The 16207-nt window shown below is 37.4% G+C and carries 14 protein-coding genes; 6 read left to right on the top strand and 8 right to left on the bottom strand.

Annotation, left to right across the window (positions count from 1 at the left end):
- Window positions 1-2: 2 nt before the first annotated feature.
- The 8 genes from FTV17_RS13525 to FTV17_RS13490 form a co-directional block, all read right to left on the bottom strand.
- Window positions 3-1409, bottom strand: a complete 1407-nt coding sequence (locus FTV17_RS13525; RefSeq protein WP_180000315.1) for an APC family permease — start codon at window positions 1407-1409, stop codon at window positions 3-5.
- On the bottom strand, window positions 1406-2401 hold the full coding sequence (gene tssG, locus FTV17_RS13520; protein WP_180000313.1) for a type VI secretion system baseplate subunit TssG: 996 nt from the start codon (window positions 2399-2401) through the stop codon (window positions 1406-1408). The genes FTV17_RS13525 and tssG overlap by 4 nt, the downstream gene beginning before the upstream one ends.
- Complete coding sequence (gene tssF / locus FTV17_RS13515; protein WP_180000311.1) at window positions 2365-4173, bottom strand: type VI secretion system baseplate subunit TssF; 1809 nt, start codon at window positions 4171-4173, stop codon at window positions 2365-2367. Before tssF ends, tssG begins: the two co-directional genes overlap by 37 nt.
- A gap of 13 nt (window positions 4174-4186) precedes the next feature.
- Window positions 4187-4666, bottom strand: a complete 480-nt coding sequence (gene tssE / locus FTV17_RS13510) for a type VI secretion system baseplate subunit TssE (RefSeq protein WP_180000309.1) — start codon at window positions 4664-4666, stop codon at window positions 4187-4189.
- Between the two features lie 68 nt (window positions 4667-4734).
- Window positions 4735-5238: a type VI secretion system tube protein Hcp gene (locus tag FTV17_RS13505; protein ID WP_092766611.1), complete on the bottom strand. Its 504-nt coding sequence runs from the start codon at window positions 5236-5238 to the stop codon at window positions 4735-4737.
- Window positions 5239-5282: 44 nt separating this feature from the next.
- Window positions 5283-6764, bottom strand: coding sequence for a type VI secretion system contractile sheath large subunit (gene tssC, locus FTV17_RS13500; protein ID WP_092766612.1), 1482 nt, complete (start codon window positions 6762-6764; stop codon window positions 5283-5285).
- The gene (gene tssB, locus FTV17_RS13495; protein ID WP_092766613.1) at window positions 6757-7269 is read right to left on the bottom strand and encodes a type VI secretion system contractile sheath small subunit; all 513 of its coding nucleotides are present in this window, start codon (window positions 7267-7269) and stop codon (window positions 6757-6759) included. Before tssB ends, tssC begins: the two co-directional genes overlap by 8 nt.
- 28 nt (window positions 7270-7297) lie before the next feature.
- Complete coding sequence (locus tag FTV17_RS13490) at window positions 7298-7885, bottom strand: hypothetical protein (RefSeq protein WP_092766614.1); 588 nt, start codon at window positions 7883-7885, stop codon at window positions 7298-7300.
- A 431-nt stretch (window positions 7886-8316) separates the two neighbouring features.
- On the opposite strand from FTV17_RS13490, the gene tssH reads away from it, so the two are divergent.
- The 6 genes from tssH to FTV17_RS13460 are packed head-to-tail and all read left to right on the top strand — an operon-like array spanning window position 8317 to window position 15951.
- Window positions 8317-11013 carry a type VI secretion system ATPase TssH gene (tssH, locus tag FTV17_RS13485; RefSeq protein ID WP_180000341.1) on the top strand — a complete coding sequence of 899 codons (2697 nt, stop codon included), beginning with the start codon at window positions 8317-8319 and terminating at the stop codon, window positions 11011-11013.
- 22 nt (window positions 11014-11035) lie between these two features.
- Window positions 11036-12154, top strand: a complete 1119-nt coding sequence (gene tssA / locus FTV17_RS13480; protein ID WP_180000307.1) for a type VI secretion system protein TssA — start codon at window positions 11036-11038, stop codon at window positions 12152-12154.
- A gap of 5 nt (window positions 12155-12159) precedes the next feature.
- Window positions 12160-13524: a type VI secretion system baseplate subunit TssK gene (gene tssK / locus FTV17_RS13475; RefSeq protein WP_180000305.1), complete on the top strand. Its 1365-nt coding sequence runs from the start codon at window positions 12160-12162 to the stop codon at window positions 13522-13524.
- Window positions 13525-13543: 19 nt separating this feature from the next.
- Complete coding sequence (icmH, locus tag FTV17_RS13470) at window positions 13544-14347, top strand: type IVB secretion system protein IcmH/DotU (protein ID WP_180000297.1); 804 nt, start codon at window positions 13544-13546, stop codon at window positions 14345-14347.
- Window positions 14348-14359: 12 nt separating this feature from the next.
- Entirely contained in the window at window positions 14360-14977 is a 618-nt protein-coding gene (locus FTV17_RS13465; protein WP_180000295.1) for a hypothetical protein, read from the top strand.
- Window positions 14974-15951, top strand: a complete 978-nt coding sequence (locus FTV17_RS13460) for a M15 family metallopeptidase (protein ID WP_180000293.1) — start codon at window positions 14974-14976, stop codon at window positions 15949-15951. The genes FTV17_RS13465 and FTV17_RS13460 overlap by 4 nt, the downstream gene beginning before the upstream one ends.
- Window positions 15952-16207: the final 256 nt, after the last annotated feature.

Below are 16207 nucleotides of genomic sequence, written 5' to 3'. Positions count from 1 at the left end.
TTTTAAACGTTTTGCTGCTCAGGATTTATGTCTGTTTCTGATTGATAAGTTTGAATAAATGTCTGAACATCAGGGTTTTGAGTTGTATACACCATTGTCATCAAGGCATCATCAAACTGAAAAGCGAGAGTAAATCCAAAAATTTTAGCTAAGCTTTGTGTATTCCCAAGTGTTGGATGAAGCATTAAATAATGATGTTGCTCAATATTCGTATTGGCAAAATTTTGCTCAATTTTTTTAAGTGTTTTGAGTTGAGTAATGTCATCCAACAGAACTGTAAAGGGCTGCTCATTTTCCACTTTGAACTGATGATCAATGTTATAGCGATCTAAACTCTGTTTCAGTTGTTTTTCATTTATCGCAATATCTAATGTTTTCGTAGGTAAAACATTTTCAATTTGAATTTTAGGTGAAGCTAAACAACAGCTCGAAATATATTCTGCAGGAATATACTGTTCTGAAATCCAAATCTTTTCATCTAATGTATCTTGGTCAATTTCGGAATCAACGATGAACACAAGACTTATAGACGACTCATCTTTTTCAATACTTTGTAAAAGATGAATCCATTCACTATAGCTTGTTTCAGCACCCCAATAGTGGTGTTCCACGTGAAACACTTCAGGAATATAATTGAGCTGACTCAGGTAGTCTGAAATGAGTTGCTCAGAATCTTGTTCATCCCAAACATGCAGTAATTCTTCAGCGAGAATCAGGTGGATTTTAAGCTTATTCAGTCGATAAACTTGCTGCACAGAAGGAGTATCTTCTTCCCCATCATGATACTCAGCCTGAGGATCAATCCATGCTGGATGCATACGATAAGATTGGCTAATTTGAGTATCGTAGAAAAGTGCAGATTTTTTTAAATGCTCACTAATTTCCCAGAGTATTTCTGTTTGTTGTTCGAGTTGAGTCAGAATCAATTGATGAATGCGGTATTGCCGTTTGAAGCTATATTCATCCTCTTCATCTTGTTCGACGTCTAAATCAGAAATTCGATAACTCAGAATAGGCAAGCCATACCCATTCAATAATTTGTCATCAAGTTCAGGACTCTTGAATTCCCGAATCGCATCAATAATCAGATGATTTTCACCCAAAGCATTGAGTGCATAAGCGCGATAGACATTTAAATTGATCCACTCCACAGGCTCAGGCTGTAGCTCCTCAATTGTGGTCTCATCGCTAAGTTGAGGATCATTCTGTTTATTTTTTTGCTCTTTTATCCAATGATAAATTATATATGGCATCACCAAAAAAGCAGTGATTGCTACAGGTAACAATGCAAAAAAGATAAGTAAATCACTGCCAGAAGGATCAAAATTGATGTCACGCCAATACAGCACCACAATCGCAGAAATCACCAGATAAACAGTAAGGAACACTCCAACAATGATTTTGATCATGACGCGACTCCAAGCAACGGGTAGCAAGTTTCATCATTGTCTAGCGGTTGATTATGAGCTAAAAAGGCACCCTGACTAAGCCCCATAGAATGCTCCGAATTTAAAGTAATAGGCTGTATTTCTTGTTTTGATAAAATTAAACGAACATCAACCAATAAGGTTGGGCTACACCAGCTTTGTAGTAGTTTTTTTAATTTTAAACTTAGTTTTTGTTGTGGTAGAAAATCTAGGTAAGTCTTACGATCCAACGGTCCAATTTGAATTTCAATTTTGCCATCAATTTGGGTAATAGTCTCTCCACAAAATGTATTCAATCCTAACAAGCTTGGCGTCGCCCCTCCTAAGGATGTTCTCTGCTGAGGCTCTAATTTAAATTTTTCAGGGATAAACTCTTGTATTGCCACATGCTGATTAAATACCTGTGCAATCATGGTTTTTAAAGCATGTGCTGTATTATTTTGCCCCTGCATTAATCCTGCAAATTCAGCAAAATAATCATCAAGTTCTTGTTGTTGATGTTGCTGACTAATATAACCATTTAATGCATGAATAATATTCAGATAATGATTTTCAGACTCGACCTCATACCGTACTGGTAAATTGTACTTGACCGTCGCATCAACGAATTGTGAAGTGAGCTTATGATTAAATAAACTCAAAAATTGCGTTGTTTCAACTCGAAATTTGCGTGGTGCTGATTTAACTTTATTGGTATAGCTATAGGGTAATGCCCCCTGCATTCCAGTCAAACCCACCATTAAATTTGTAAGCTGAACTTTTTCATCTTCTAAAGCGAGTGATTCAATTTCTTTTTTAGGGAAGTTAAGCTCTAAAGAAGGATGAAATTTAAAATCACGATCCCATGGTGTATATGGCCGAGCATAGGGCACATGTCTTAACAATCGAATCGACTGAATAAATTCATATGCAGTCGGCTGTTGAAATAAATGGTCTGTTACAGAAGCTTCTTGCCACCAACGTTCTGCACGCATTGGTATAACTCCTGTTGTGATTGAGCATCTTCGATTATGACATCGACAAAACTGTTTAACTGCACTTTTAAGTTAAACACATGGCTCAGCAATTGACTGAAAATATAAAGACTATGACCTCTGAATACTTGTTCATCGATTCCGATAACAACTTTGAGTCCTCGTATGAAAAGCGGGAAAGGTTTGGCTTCAACCAACTTATGCGTCAGGCTAAATTCAATTTGTTTAATCGAATTAATTAACAGATGATTTTCTTTATTCGCCGGTAAGTTATATAACTCTAATAATTCTTTTAAATGTGCTACCGCATCCCCTTTCATCAGTGCTAACGTATTTAATGAAAGATGAGAAATAATGCGCCATTGCTCTTTCTGATTTTGCTCAAATTGATAGGGTAAACTCGGACGCTTCAATACCAACGCTCGACGTGCCAAACTACTATCATTCAGATTTAAAATATTATTTGACTGGCTTAATGCTTCATGCGGTAAATTCCGATTAGAACATAGCAATACGGTGCTAATAAAATCAGACTTTATATCATACGGCTGTAAATGCTTAGAAATAATGGAATAACCCGTTTCAACAAACTTATTGTTGAGCTGTGATGAGTTCAATGCATAGAAAAATTGGACATTTTCATCATGGTAATGACTCATTCCAAAGAACGGCAACACTGGATGATAAACCTGATCCTGATTAATCTTTTCACGAACCATGTGCATTTTCTGAATCGAATAGACCTGATAAAATTCAGGATGATGCGCATCCGTGATCAATGGATATTCAAGTTGTCGATGATGTATTTTTTGTGGTTCAGCATTTTTTTCAAAAAGATTAACAGCTGGCGTGCTGAACAATTTGAAATTTGCAACATTCAGCTCTGAATAATTACGAATAATCGCCTGATCGTTTAGGTTTAACTTAAAATGAATTTGGAGATCAAAACTCGTTTGTTGATCTAATAAATTTGTTAAAAAAGACAAATCAAGATTAAGAAAGCTGAATTTATCTGCAAAACAAAAATATTCCATCAACAAGCGATAGGCATGATGTGTATGTTGATCGATAGGCAATAAACTCTCATCTTCCTCAAAGCCCATTAAGGAAAATGGATTAGAAATTTGATAAAGCTGTGTTCCAATGCGTACCGTAAAAGTCGTATCTTTTTTGAAAATACTATCCAAAACTTGCAGCGGAAAATTTGAAATAGCATCTAAATAAATAGGGAGTTTTTCTTGATGAATCCACAAGCCTGCTTCATTGAAAGTTTCAAAACTTAATTGCAAAGTAGCATTTTGATTGAGATGAATTTGAGCGCTTGGGTTCGTTTTAAATTGAACTTGGTTCAGTTGAATGGGAAGTAATCGTACAGCTTGAGAGGTATTAAATTCACATTGAACCCCCTTAAAGCTTCGTGATTTTAGCGTTGTTGCCTGCGGAATGACGTGAACTTCAGTTAATTGTTTTATTTTATTTTGATCTTCGAAACTGACGACAGTACAACTTGGAAAATGTCTTAAATATTGAGGGAACATCACCTCAAATAAAGCACGTGTAAAAACGTCATAACTGTCTGCTAATTTTTTATCAATTCGAGCAGCAATCAACGAGAACGCCTGAATTAAGCGCTCAATATGAGGATCATCAATCTGTTCTTGGTTGAGCGAGAGCCGTTGGGCAATTTTAGGATACTTCTGAGCAAACTCGCGAGATTGTTGACCAAATTCTTGTAATTGTTTTTCGTAGTACGGTAAAAGTTCTTCTATCACAAAAGCCCCAATCTTAAGATCTAGCCGAAATTACATATTGTTGTGTCGTTGGTTTTAATAAAGCATCAAAAACTACAGGCTCATACAATGGATGAATATTTAAATATGCTTGAATACTGAGGCAAAGTGCGCCCATATTGTCGCTGTCTAGCAACATTTCAACTTGAATTTGTCTCAGGCGAGGTTCATGTGCCGCGATGGACTGCTGAATAGATTGGCAAATTTTATCTCGATCCAGTGGATTCGCTGTTGATAACCCAACAAAATCAATAATGCCAAACTGTGCAATCGAGCCTTTAACCGCAGGGAATTCATCAATCTGATCAAACTTGGCTACTCGACTATTGAGTAGATCTTCCAAGTCATGTGCAACAGATTCACGTAACTCTTGCATAGACAAGCCTTTGATCTGATCCTCGTATTCTGGAATCAAGCGATCAAATAAAGTTGAACGGAAGCCAAATGGATAAAGATGATCTAAATTTGTTTTCATCTTGCCTACTCTAGAAGATGAATAAAGGCCAACTTAAGTCAGCCCCTACTCCTCTCACTTTCAAGACTTTAAGCTTTGTAGCTTGCAGTGTTGTTAGAAAGTGACCATTGCTTCGTGATCGCACCTTTTTGAGTACCATCGATATCTTGTTGGTTATATGTCCACTCAACAGCAGCATATTTCAAACCAAATGCTTCAGTCGGAACACCTTCAGCATTTACAGATGGTGTTACGCTTGAAACTAGAACATGTTTCAATTTGATTTGAAGGTACTTGATACGCTTATCACCATTCGCACGGTAGTAATCGATTTGTACTTCATCAAAAGTGTAACCAGCAGAACATGCTTCCCAAAGTTTCGGGCTAGTCGCATCTAAATCTTTAACGAACAACATGTCTGAATGTTCAACACGCTCAGAAGTATGACCACCAACACTTGAAGATGTCGCAGATTTAGGCTGACGGATGTTATGAGACCAAGAATTAACTTCCAACCAATCTTTGTGCTCAGTGTCACGAGATTCGCCGTCTACTTTGTATTTTCCTCGAAATTGAACATATATATCTTTCATGAAGATTTCCTGTTTTATTTAACGTTATTATAAAGTTGCTCTATTTAATTAGAGGACTGAGGTAACTCAGTGACAAGTCTCAAAGATACCGACAACTCGTCCAACTGGAAGTGCGGTCTTAAAAACACGACCGATTTGTAGTGACCAGGGTTTGCCGGGTCTTCCACAACTTTTACAGATGCTTCACGAAGCGGGCGCTTAGCTTTGGCCTCTTGTGATGCACCATCATCTAGTAATACATATTGAGATAACCAATCATTCAAGAAGCTTTCTACATTTCCAGCTGAAGCAAAACTTCCGACTTTATCTCGCATCATTGCTTTCAAATAATGCGCAATACGCGACACAGCCATGATGTATTGAATCTGGCTTGAGAGTGCTGAATTTGCATTCGCTGTATCGCTATCATATTTCTTAGGCTTTTGGGTCGATTGAGCCCCAAAGAACGCTGCGTAGTCTGTGTTTTTGCAGTGCACTAATGGAATAAAGCCGAGATCGCTCAACTCTTTCTCACGGCGGTCCGTAATCGCAACTTCTGTCGGACACTTAAATACAACTTCACCATCATTGGTTTTGAAGGTATGTACTGGCAAGCCTTCTACTAAACCACCACCTTCAACCCCACGAATTGCTGCACACCAACCATGCATATCAAATGCATTCGTTAAACGTGTACCGAAACCGTATGCTGCATTCATCCAGAGGTATTGATCGTGATCTTCACCTGACACTTCTTCAACGAAGTTAAAGCCTTCTGTTGCCCAACCCTCTTTAGGGTCATAAGGCAAGCGACCTAAAACACGTGGCATAGTTAAAGCCACATACCGAGAATCATCACTTTCACGGAATGAGCGCCACTGTACATATTCTGCAGTTTCAAAAATTTTAGATACATCACGAGGCCGATCAATTTCAGTGAAAGATTCAAGACCTAGAATTGAAGGGCTTGCTGCTGAAATAAAGGGTGCATGAGAGGCAGCGGCAACATGAGAGATTTGTTCTAAAAGATACATATCTGACGGTGTGCGATCGAACTCAAAATCACCAATCAAAGTTGCGTATGGTGCACCACCAAAAGAACCATATTCTTCTTCATACACTTTTTTGAACAATGTGCTTTGATCAAAGTCAGTTGCGCCTTGGAAGTCCTTAATCAATTCTTTTTTAGTGGTATTTAAAATGCGGATTTTAATTAAAGGATTTGATGGTGTTTCTTGACAGAAGTAGTAAAGTCCACGCCAAGTCGACTCAATCTTTTGAAACTGTTCATGATGCATAATTTTGCTTAATTGAGCAGAAATTAAAGCATCAATTTCAGCAATACGCTTATCTATTGAGACCGTCATGTTTTCTGAAACAGTAATTGTTCCAGCCATAACTTCTTTGGCTAATTCACCAATTAAATTTTTCGCACGAACATGTTCATCATCATTACGCGCAATTCGACTTTGTTCAACAATCGAATCTAGAAGACTCGTTTCTTCAACAGCATTGCTTGTCGCAGGTGCGGTTTGTAAATTACTCACGGTCGTCGCCTCCTGCTTCAGCACTTAATTTGCGTACTTGATCTGTGTTTTGAAGAATTTCATCAAGCAGATCTTCTAGACGTTCACTATTTGAAATTTTATTACGCAAATCTGAAAGGCGTTCACGCGCTTCAACCAATTTGCGTAAAGGGTCAACTTGTTGAACAACATTTTCAGGTCGGAAATCTTCCATTGAGTTAAAAGTAAGATCTACCGACATATTTCCACCCTCTTCCGAAATTGTGTTTTCAACTTGGAAGGCTGCTCTTGGTGCTAGCGAACTCATTACTTCATCAATGTTATCCAAATCCACATTAATAAATTTCTTATCTTTCAGTTTGGTTCTTTCAAGTTCAGATGCTGCTGAGAAGTCCCCTAATACACCAACAACAAAAGGAAGTTCTTTTATTTCTTTACCATCACCTACTTCTACGTCATACGTCAGTTGTACTCGAGGTGGTCGGATGCGTTGTAATTTTTTTTGAACACTTTCACGCTTAGCCATATTATTTTTTCCTAAATTTGTAATTTGATCAGTTCAACGAGCCAAATGGATTCTCACGTTTTGGTGCTGCTGGTTTTTCAACTTTCGCAGGTGTCGTTGTTTTAGCGGGTGTTGTTTTTGCTGGAGTCGATGCACGGCGCGTCGTACGTGCAGGCTGTCGAGTAGTTCGAGTCTCTTGAACACGCTTAGGTGCTTCTTCAACTTTGGTTTCGATTACAGTCAAAGGTTTAGCTTTTTTAACTGCTTCAGAAAGTGCCAACGCAGGTTCGTAAGTCTCTTCAGTCAAATAACGTACTTCTGGTCCACGCATTTGCTCTAATGCCTCATTCGCGATTCCGATTCCAGCTAAAAACTTAGTATCTGTTAACGATGAGTGCTGAACATTTTGTGCATTAAGACTGTTCACCAATTGAAGTGCTTTCTGATTTTGTCCGATTTGTTGAAAACGCTGAGCTGCTTGTGCTAGAAAACCATTTTTGTTGTCTTTATTTTTTTTATCACATGCTTGAGCATAAATTTGTAGCAATGTCTGGTCTGTTTCACCCGCTACTAATGGATGATCTTTAACACAACCTCTTTTGAGTTTTACTTCATCTGCGTAAGTTGTAGACGCCATCCCCAACCCAATTAGCAGAGTTGTAAGCAGAATTTTAGTATTCAAAACACACCCTCATTTATTATAAAATTTACATTAACTATATGATTCATTAAATCTTTTTTAACACACTCAATGTTTAGAGCAATATCTTCTAGATATTAGATTTAATTAAAATTTAAACTTATAAATGCACACTTAGTCAACATTATGACCATTATAATAAAGAAACAATTAAGCTTTTTAAGTTACAAAATTATATAGTTCTGTAAACGATTCACACTATAGGATAGTTTTTTTATCACCTTTATTTAGGTAGAATAAAAAATATGGGTGAATTTTTTCATACTAAAAATTATTGTTTATTAAATATTTAGTCGTTAAAAATCTTAAAAATAGACGTTATGCAGGTTTATTTTAAGTAACTATAAATAATTTGAACACAGAGAATTCTGATGAATAACTTGAAAATTTTGATTACAAAACTATCTCCTACGACAAGAACAGCACTAGAAAAGTCTGCAAATTATTGTATTAATCAACAAAATTATGAAATCGAAATTGAACATCTACTCTTCGAATTATTAAATCAAAACGTAAAAAATGATCTCTCCATTTTGCTCGATCACTATAAAATTTCTAAAAATGCACTGATCGATGATTTACAAGAAACGATTTCGCACTTGCCCAAAGGCAATACGCGTACACCTATTTTTGCTCAATCGATTGTACGTCTGCTAGAACAAGCTTGGCTTATTGCTTCCGCAGATCAAACCCCAGTCATCCGTAGCGGACACTTATTAGTTGCGTTATTGACTGCAGGAGATTTATATCAAATTGCGCTTCGTGCATCGAGTTTATTCGATCTGTTCCCGATTGATACGATGAAACACAAATTTATAGAAATTTGTACAGCTAGCATTGAAGAGCATCTCCCTCAAGCTGATCATCAAAATGATGTTCACGATCAGGATACGATTCAAAGTTCAGAATCTCATGCAAAAACACCTGCACTAGATCAATACACCATTAACTTGACTCAAAAAGCGCTGAACGGTGGGATTGATCCTGTCATTGGACGTGAGTTTGAAATTCGCCTTATGTTGGATATTCTGATGCGTCGTCGTCAAAATAATCCTATTTTAACGGGTGAGCCAGGCGTAGGTAAAACTGCTGTCGTTGAAGGTTTAGCGCTGAAGATTGCCAACAACCAAGTGCCTGATGCATTAAAAAATGTACATATCCATGTTCTTGATATGGGTCTATTACAAGCAGGTGCAAGTGTAAAAGGTGAGTTTGAAAATCGCTTAAAACAAGTCATTCAAGAGGTTCAAAGTTCCGCTCATCCTATCATCATCTTCATTGACGAAGCACACACACTGATTGGTGCAGGCGGTCAAGCGGGTCAAAATGATGCAGCGAACCTCCTTAAACCAGCCTTAGCACGTGGCGAGTTAAGAACAATTGCTGCAACTACATGGGCTGAATATAAGCAATATTTTGAAAAAGATGCGGCGCTCAGTCGTCGTTTCCAAGTCGTCAAAGTTGAAGAACCGACTGAAGAAGTTGCGATTGATATGCTTCGCGCCATGATTCCTGTCATGGCTAAACACTTTAATCTACAAATCGATGATGAAGCCATTGTGACTGCTGTTCATTCTTCACATCGATATATTGCTGGTCGACAACTCCCAGATAAAGCAGTGAGTGTTTTAGATACTGCTGCCGCTCGTGTGGCATTGACTCAGAATGCTCAGCCAGTAAAGTTAGATCAGCTACATGCTCAACATCATAATTTATTGCTTGAATTAGATATTTTGGAACAAGAGAATAATCAGTTCCCACAGCATGACGAACGCATCTCCGATCTTAAAAATACGATCAATGAAATCGAAAATGAGTTAAATACCACAACTGAAAAGTGGAAACAAGAAATTGAAATTGTTCAACAAATTAAAACACTTGAGCAAAAAAATTCTGAAATAAAAGATGAAGAACAAAGTAATGATTTTAAAAATCAGATTCAGCAACTTAGATCAGATTTAAAAATATTACAAGGTGAACAACCTCTGGTATTTGAACGTGTTAATGCACAAATCATTAATGAGATTATTTCAGATTGGACTGGTATTCCTGTAGGAAAAATGGTCAATGACGAAATTAAGCAAATTCTAAGTTTAGAAGAAAAACTGGAACAACGCGTCATGGGTCAAGACTATGCCCTACATCAACTTGTTCAAGGAATCAAAACCTCTAAAGCAAAACTTGAAGATCCAAACAAGCCTCAAGGGGTATTTATGTTGGTTGGACCAAGTGGTGTGGGGAAAACAGAAACGGCTTTAGCTTTAGCCAATGAGCTGTATGGTGGGGAATCTCATCTCATCACGATTAACATGTCTGAGTATCAAGAGGCTCATACTGTTTCCTCATTGAAAGGTGCGCCTCCAGGCTATGTAGGATATGGTCAAGGTGGTGTCCTCACTGAAGCTGTTAGACGCAATCCGTATAGCGTTGTTTTGTTAGATGAAATTGAAAAAGCACATTCAGATGTTCAAGAATTGTTTTACCAAGTCTTTGACAAAGGCACACTTGAAGATGGTGAAGGTCGTGTTATCGATTTTAAAAACACCACAATTTTATTGACCTCTAACACTGGTTCAAGCGCGATTATGCAGGCCTGTTTGACGAAACCTGTAGAAGAATGGCCTACGGCAGAAGACTTAATTGAACATTTAAAACCAAGTTTATATAAACAGTTTAAACCTGCCTTCTTGGGACGTATGCGTATCGTGCCTTACTTCCCACTCCATGATGATCTACTTGTGCGTATTATCCATCATAAGTTAGGCAAAATTACTGATCGTATTTTCAAACAATATCAAACACGTGTTGAATACACCGATGATTTGGTGGAACTCCTCTTAAGTCGCTGTACAGAAGTCGATAGTGGCGCACGTAATGTAGACAATATTCTAAACTCTTCAGTTTTACCAGAACTAGCAACACAAATATTGATTGCCTTAGCGGATAACAAAGTCCCTAAGTTAATTCAAATTGATAGCAAAGATGACGTGATTGAGTATCGATTAGATCCAACAACAGCACCGAAAAAGCGTAAAGCCACCAAAAAGAAAATTGTTGAAGCATAATTATTTGAGTATATAAATTAATATGAACATTGATATAGAACAGCTACTTCAACCAATCTCAGATCAAGCGATCTGTGGCGAAGATCTATCTTTTTCGAATGAATTTCATGAGATCAAGAAAGCGAAAACCCAAGATGATCCGCTCTTAGATATGGGTGATTGGGTAGCTGAACCTAAACAAGCTGATTGGTCATTTGTTTCGACAAAATGTATCGATGTTCTGACTCAAAAAAGTAAAGATATTCGTTTATTGACTTGGTTAAGCGAGGCTTGGAGTCAACTCTACGGTTACGAAGGAGTCGCTCGTAGCCTTGAGCTTTCACATCGTATGTTATCCAATTATTGGAAAGATATACATCCTGAAATTGAAGATGATGATTTAGATCAACGTCTAGGTTTATTGCAAGGTTTGACTTCTCAGTTACCTGCTTTGATTAAACGTGTTCCACTCATCAATTCAGCTCCTTTCTATTCAATCTATGATTATGAAAAATTACTCCATCAACAAAATGTAAGATTAAAAAATGCTGATGATTATGGATCTTCTCAGAATCATCCAGAACTCGAGCAATTCGAACAAAGCTTATTTAATACCTCAAAAAGTTTCCAATACAACAATTATCAGTTCTTTTTAGAAATTTTGACGCACTGGGATACCCTCAAGCAAGTACTTGATCAACTGATGCAATTAGATGCTCCAAGTTTCGCAAATACTGATTCTCAATTGGAAGACATACATAAAACACTGAAAAAAATTTATAAAGCAGATGCATTTTTAATGTCTGAGGATACTCCTGACATGAATCAAGACCTACAATTCCAAGAAAACAATTCAAATATAAATTCTGCTCCAACAGCAAATATACAAGCAGCAGTAACTCAGCAGTCATTTCAACCTCAACCACAAAGTCATCTACAAAATCGTGAACAAGCAATGCGGGTGCTTAAAGATATTGCGGATTATTTTCAAGCAAATGAACCACATAGTCCTGTGAGTTATATGCTTCAAAAAACTATTAAATGGAGCCAAATGCCGCTTCATGAATGGCTCGCACAAGTTATTAAAAACGATAACAACCCATTGGAATCAGTCCACGAACTCTTGGGTGTAAAAAATAGCAATGAATCTAATGAATGGTAATCTCAATGTTTAAAGCAGAAAAAGTACTGTGGGGTGAAGGTCTATTTTTAAGACCGCAGCACTTTCAAATTCAAGACAGTTATCATGAACAGCGTTTAAATCAAACTATTCGCGCCACCATTCCATTCGCATATGGGGTACAACAGCTCAAATTTGATAAATCTCAATTAACGACCCATGTGCTAGCAATCGAGCACATTGAAATGATTTGGCAAGATGGTGAAATTTACGCTGCTCCTTCGCGAGATCTTTTACCTCAGCCCGTGCTGCTCGATGAGCTCAATTTCCGTGGTGAAATGACCATTTTTCTTGCGCTCCCTATCGTTCAACCAAACAAGCGTAATATCGCCCATGAGGCTTCGACACAACCAAGTCGATATCATTCGTATCTGAATGAAACTCATGATTTGTTCACTGATGCCACACCTGCTGAAATTACTTACATTCGTCGTCGTGCTGAGCTGAAATTACTCGAATCTCAGAATGAAACTCCTCATGAACTGGATGGTTTTTTATATTTGCCGATAGGAAAAATTAAGCGTCATAGTTCAGGAAGCTTTGAACTTGATACAAAATTTATTCCACCAATTTTGCATATTGCTTCATGTGAGTCATTGGTTGCGAACTTAAAACGTACCTTGAATGTCATTAAAGCAAAAATCAAAACTATTCAAACCAACAATCGCGAAAACGAACAAAAATTAATTGAATTTAGATCAGGTGACATTGTTTCGTTTTGGCTAGTGAATGCATTGAATACTGCTCATGCAACTCTCAGCCATTTATTGACTCATCCCCAAATTCACCCTGAACGCTTATTTTTTGAATTACTCAGATTGACTGGCTCATTACTGACATTCTCAACAGCCTATGAAGTTGAACATTTACCTCAATATCAACATCATAATTTACAAGATAGCTTTGCGCAGTTAGATGTCATTTTAAGAGAGTTACTCGACACAATCATTTCAAGTCGATACTTCAATATCAGTCTTAAAGAAATACGTCCTTCGTATTGGGTTGGTAGCTTAGAGTCAGATAAGATCACTCGCGAATCTCGTCTGTATATTGCTGTGTCTAGTTCAATGATGCAGACACACGAACTTGTACAAATTGTCCCACTACGTTTTAAAGTGGGCACAACAGTCGATGTTGAGCAACGTGTCGTCTCTGCATTGCCTGCTATTCCGATTCACCATTTGATGCAAGTACCTACTGCGATTCCAGTCCGCTCTGGTGTGAGTTATTTTGAAATTGAACCTCATCATGAACTCTATCAACGCATGTTGGAGTCTGAAACCATCTGTATTTATGTACCTGCTGGATTCCAAGATATCAGTATTGAACTCATCGCAGTGATGAATGGCTAGAGATTGAGAAGAGAAAAATATGAATATGCCTAATGGAGCACCTTCACTATTCGATGACGGTCAGATTGGAGCAGGCTCTACACCACAGCAACAGAATAAATTGACACAGTCTTCTAATTTGGTTGATTTAATGCATGACGGTTTCTATATCGTTTTTTTAATTCGTAACCAATACGTTCCTGACAATGTCGATGAATTTCGCCAAAAAATCATGGATCAACTACAACGTTTCGAATTACAAGCGAAGAAGTTGCAGTTCTCAGCCGAGGATATCCATGATGCAAAATATGCATTTTGTGCATTACTTGATGAAACCATTGTCACACAACAGGACCCTAGTTATTTCCATTTACAAAATTCGTGGTTGATTAGTCCTCTTCAGTTAACTTTATTCGGATCTCAACTCGCAGGTTATCAATTTTTTGACTTATTAGAAAAAATTAGAACTCGTGGAAAAGATCGCTTAGTGGCTTTAGAAGTTTTTCACTACTGTTTACTGTTAGGTTTTCAAGGTAAATACCGTATTGAATCAATTGAAAGCTTAAATCATTTGGTTGCACGCGTAGGCGATGAAATAGATTATTTAAAAGGTAAAAAAGCCCTCTTTTCACCTTTCGCTGCATTGCCTGATCAAATTAAAAACATTATTCATAAAGAACTTCCATTCGCTTGGATTCTCTTATTTTTACTCCTCTTTGCATTATTGGCATTTTCTGGACTTCGCTATATGCTCAGTCAACAAGAGACCAAAGCCATGACTCAATATAATAATGTCATTAGTGCACCTGCTGAACAGGCCCACATAACGATTCATTTACCATAAAAGATATTCAATATGAGCCAAGAAAAGAAAAATATTAGAGTCCTTACACCTACTAAAAAAAATAAAAAAATTTCGCCTCTAGTAAGTGGGATCATTGGTGTAGCAATTGGTATCTCTGCCACATCTTTAGCTTTTTATACCTATTTAAATCAACCAAGCTTCCAACCGATTAACGCAGCAGATACTGATTCAACACACTCAAATGATAAATTATCCAATGTTGATTTGGGAGTCACTCAAGCTGATCAAAACGAGCAATCTGAACCTGATGAATATCACCAAGCTCAACCCAAGATAAATGAGCTTAATAATATTTTCAAACATCAGCAAACCAACTCTGCTCAAGCAACTCAACCAGTGACTTCAAGTAAAAATCCCTTTGAATCAACTTTTAATCAAGCGCAACCTTTAAGTAACAAAACTCCCCAAGTTCAACCTAAAGCAGAACCAGTAAAAAAGACGACAACTGAAGCATTACCGAAAACCATAAAAAAGCCTGAGTCTAAGCCTACGACAGCCAATGCAAATAAAGTTGCTGAAAGTAAAGCTGATAATGATGAAAATATTGATATTCCTGTAGCCAGTGTAGAAATTTCAGTCACACGAACTGCTAAAGAACCTGCACCGTGATTTTTTTAATCATTGTCAGTTTTGTGATATTGATCATCGCGCTGACTTTATTGATGTCTTATGAGATAAGACAAAAAGTAATAGATTTTGTACAAAGCTTATTACCACAAGGTAAAAAAAAGCTTTTAAACGCACGTAAATTTGCACATGAAATGAATCATGCTGCTTCAGCAGACCAAATTCAAACGCATTGGCACTTACAGCAATGGTGGATACTCATTGCTGGTTTTTTCTTACTTAGTAGTATTATGCTTTTTGCTTTTACAAAACCCGTTGATCCTACAAAAATAGAAGCGAACTATTTAAAGAAAGCTGATCCTCAAATTTATAACTTATTAAATGGCGAAATTCTTTCCCCTCCTCCAGAGGTTGAAGAAAGTCTCGTTGATGCAGCAATCGTTGAAGCTGTACGTCTTGAGCAACAATATCAAGCTCAAACTGGTGGTTCTGTTTCATCGACAACTATTCCTAATATAGAAAATTCAGAGTTTTCTCATGGTCATCTCGATACTTCAATGGTAAATCGTAAGTGGGACAAAATGCATCCACGCTATAAACAACGATTACTTATGGTCTTCAAAATTATGAAGGAACAACATGGCTATGAATTAGTATTACTAGAGGGTTATCGTAGTCCTGCGCGACAAAATAGCCTATCTCGGAATAAAGCAACCACCTTAGCGACTGCATACCGTAGCTATCACCAATTTGGTTTGGCAGCTGATGTCGCATTCAAGCGAGATGGTAAAGTTGTTATTTCTGAACGTGATCCTTGGGCTATGCGTGGCTATCAGTTATATGGTCAAGTTGCTGAGTCTGTCGGTTTAGTTTGGGGAGGACGTTGGACCAAAATTCATGACTACGGTCATACAGAATATCGAATGCCTGGCTTGGTTCGTAGCAAGGAAACACATGATCGTTTCATGCGAGAAGCTGAACAAGGTAGTTTAATGGCAAGTAACATAGAACAGTAATATTCTGTTAATTCTCTTTTCAAAATGCCTGTTAACAATACAGGCATTTTTGTATTTATTGATATGGTTTGCGCTTGTAATTAACTATGTGAAGACATTGATTTAGAAGTTAATTTTCCCGTACTCATGCATTTCCCTTTATATTTAATTCTTTATTTTTTTCTTTTCATATAAAAAAACACCCCCTTCTATTGAAGGGGGTGTTTAGAATAATGAGCTGGCGATGACTTACTCTCACATGGGTAACCCCACACTA

Origin of the sequence: Acinetobacter sp. YH12239 (assembly GCF_013417635.1) — a bacterium.
Lineage (GTDB): Bacteria > Pseudomonadota > Gammaproteobacteria > Pseudomonadales > Moraxellaceae > Acinetobacter.
The sequence above is the reverse complement of the archived record's forward strand: the minus strand, read 5'-3'. Positions and strand labels throughout refer to the sequence as shown.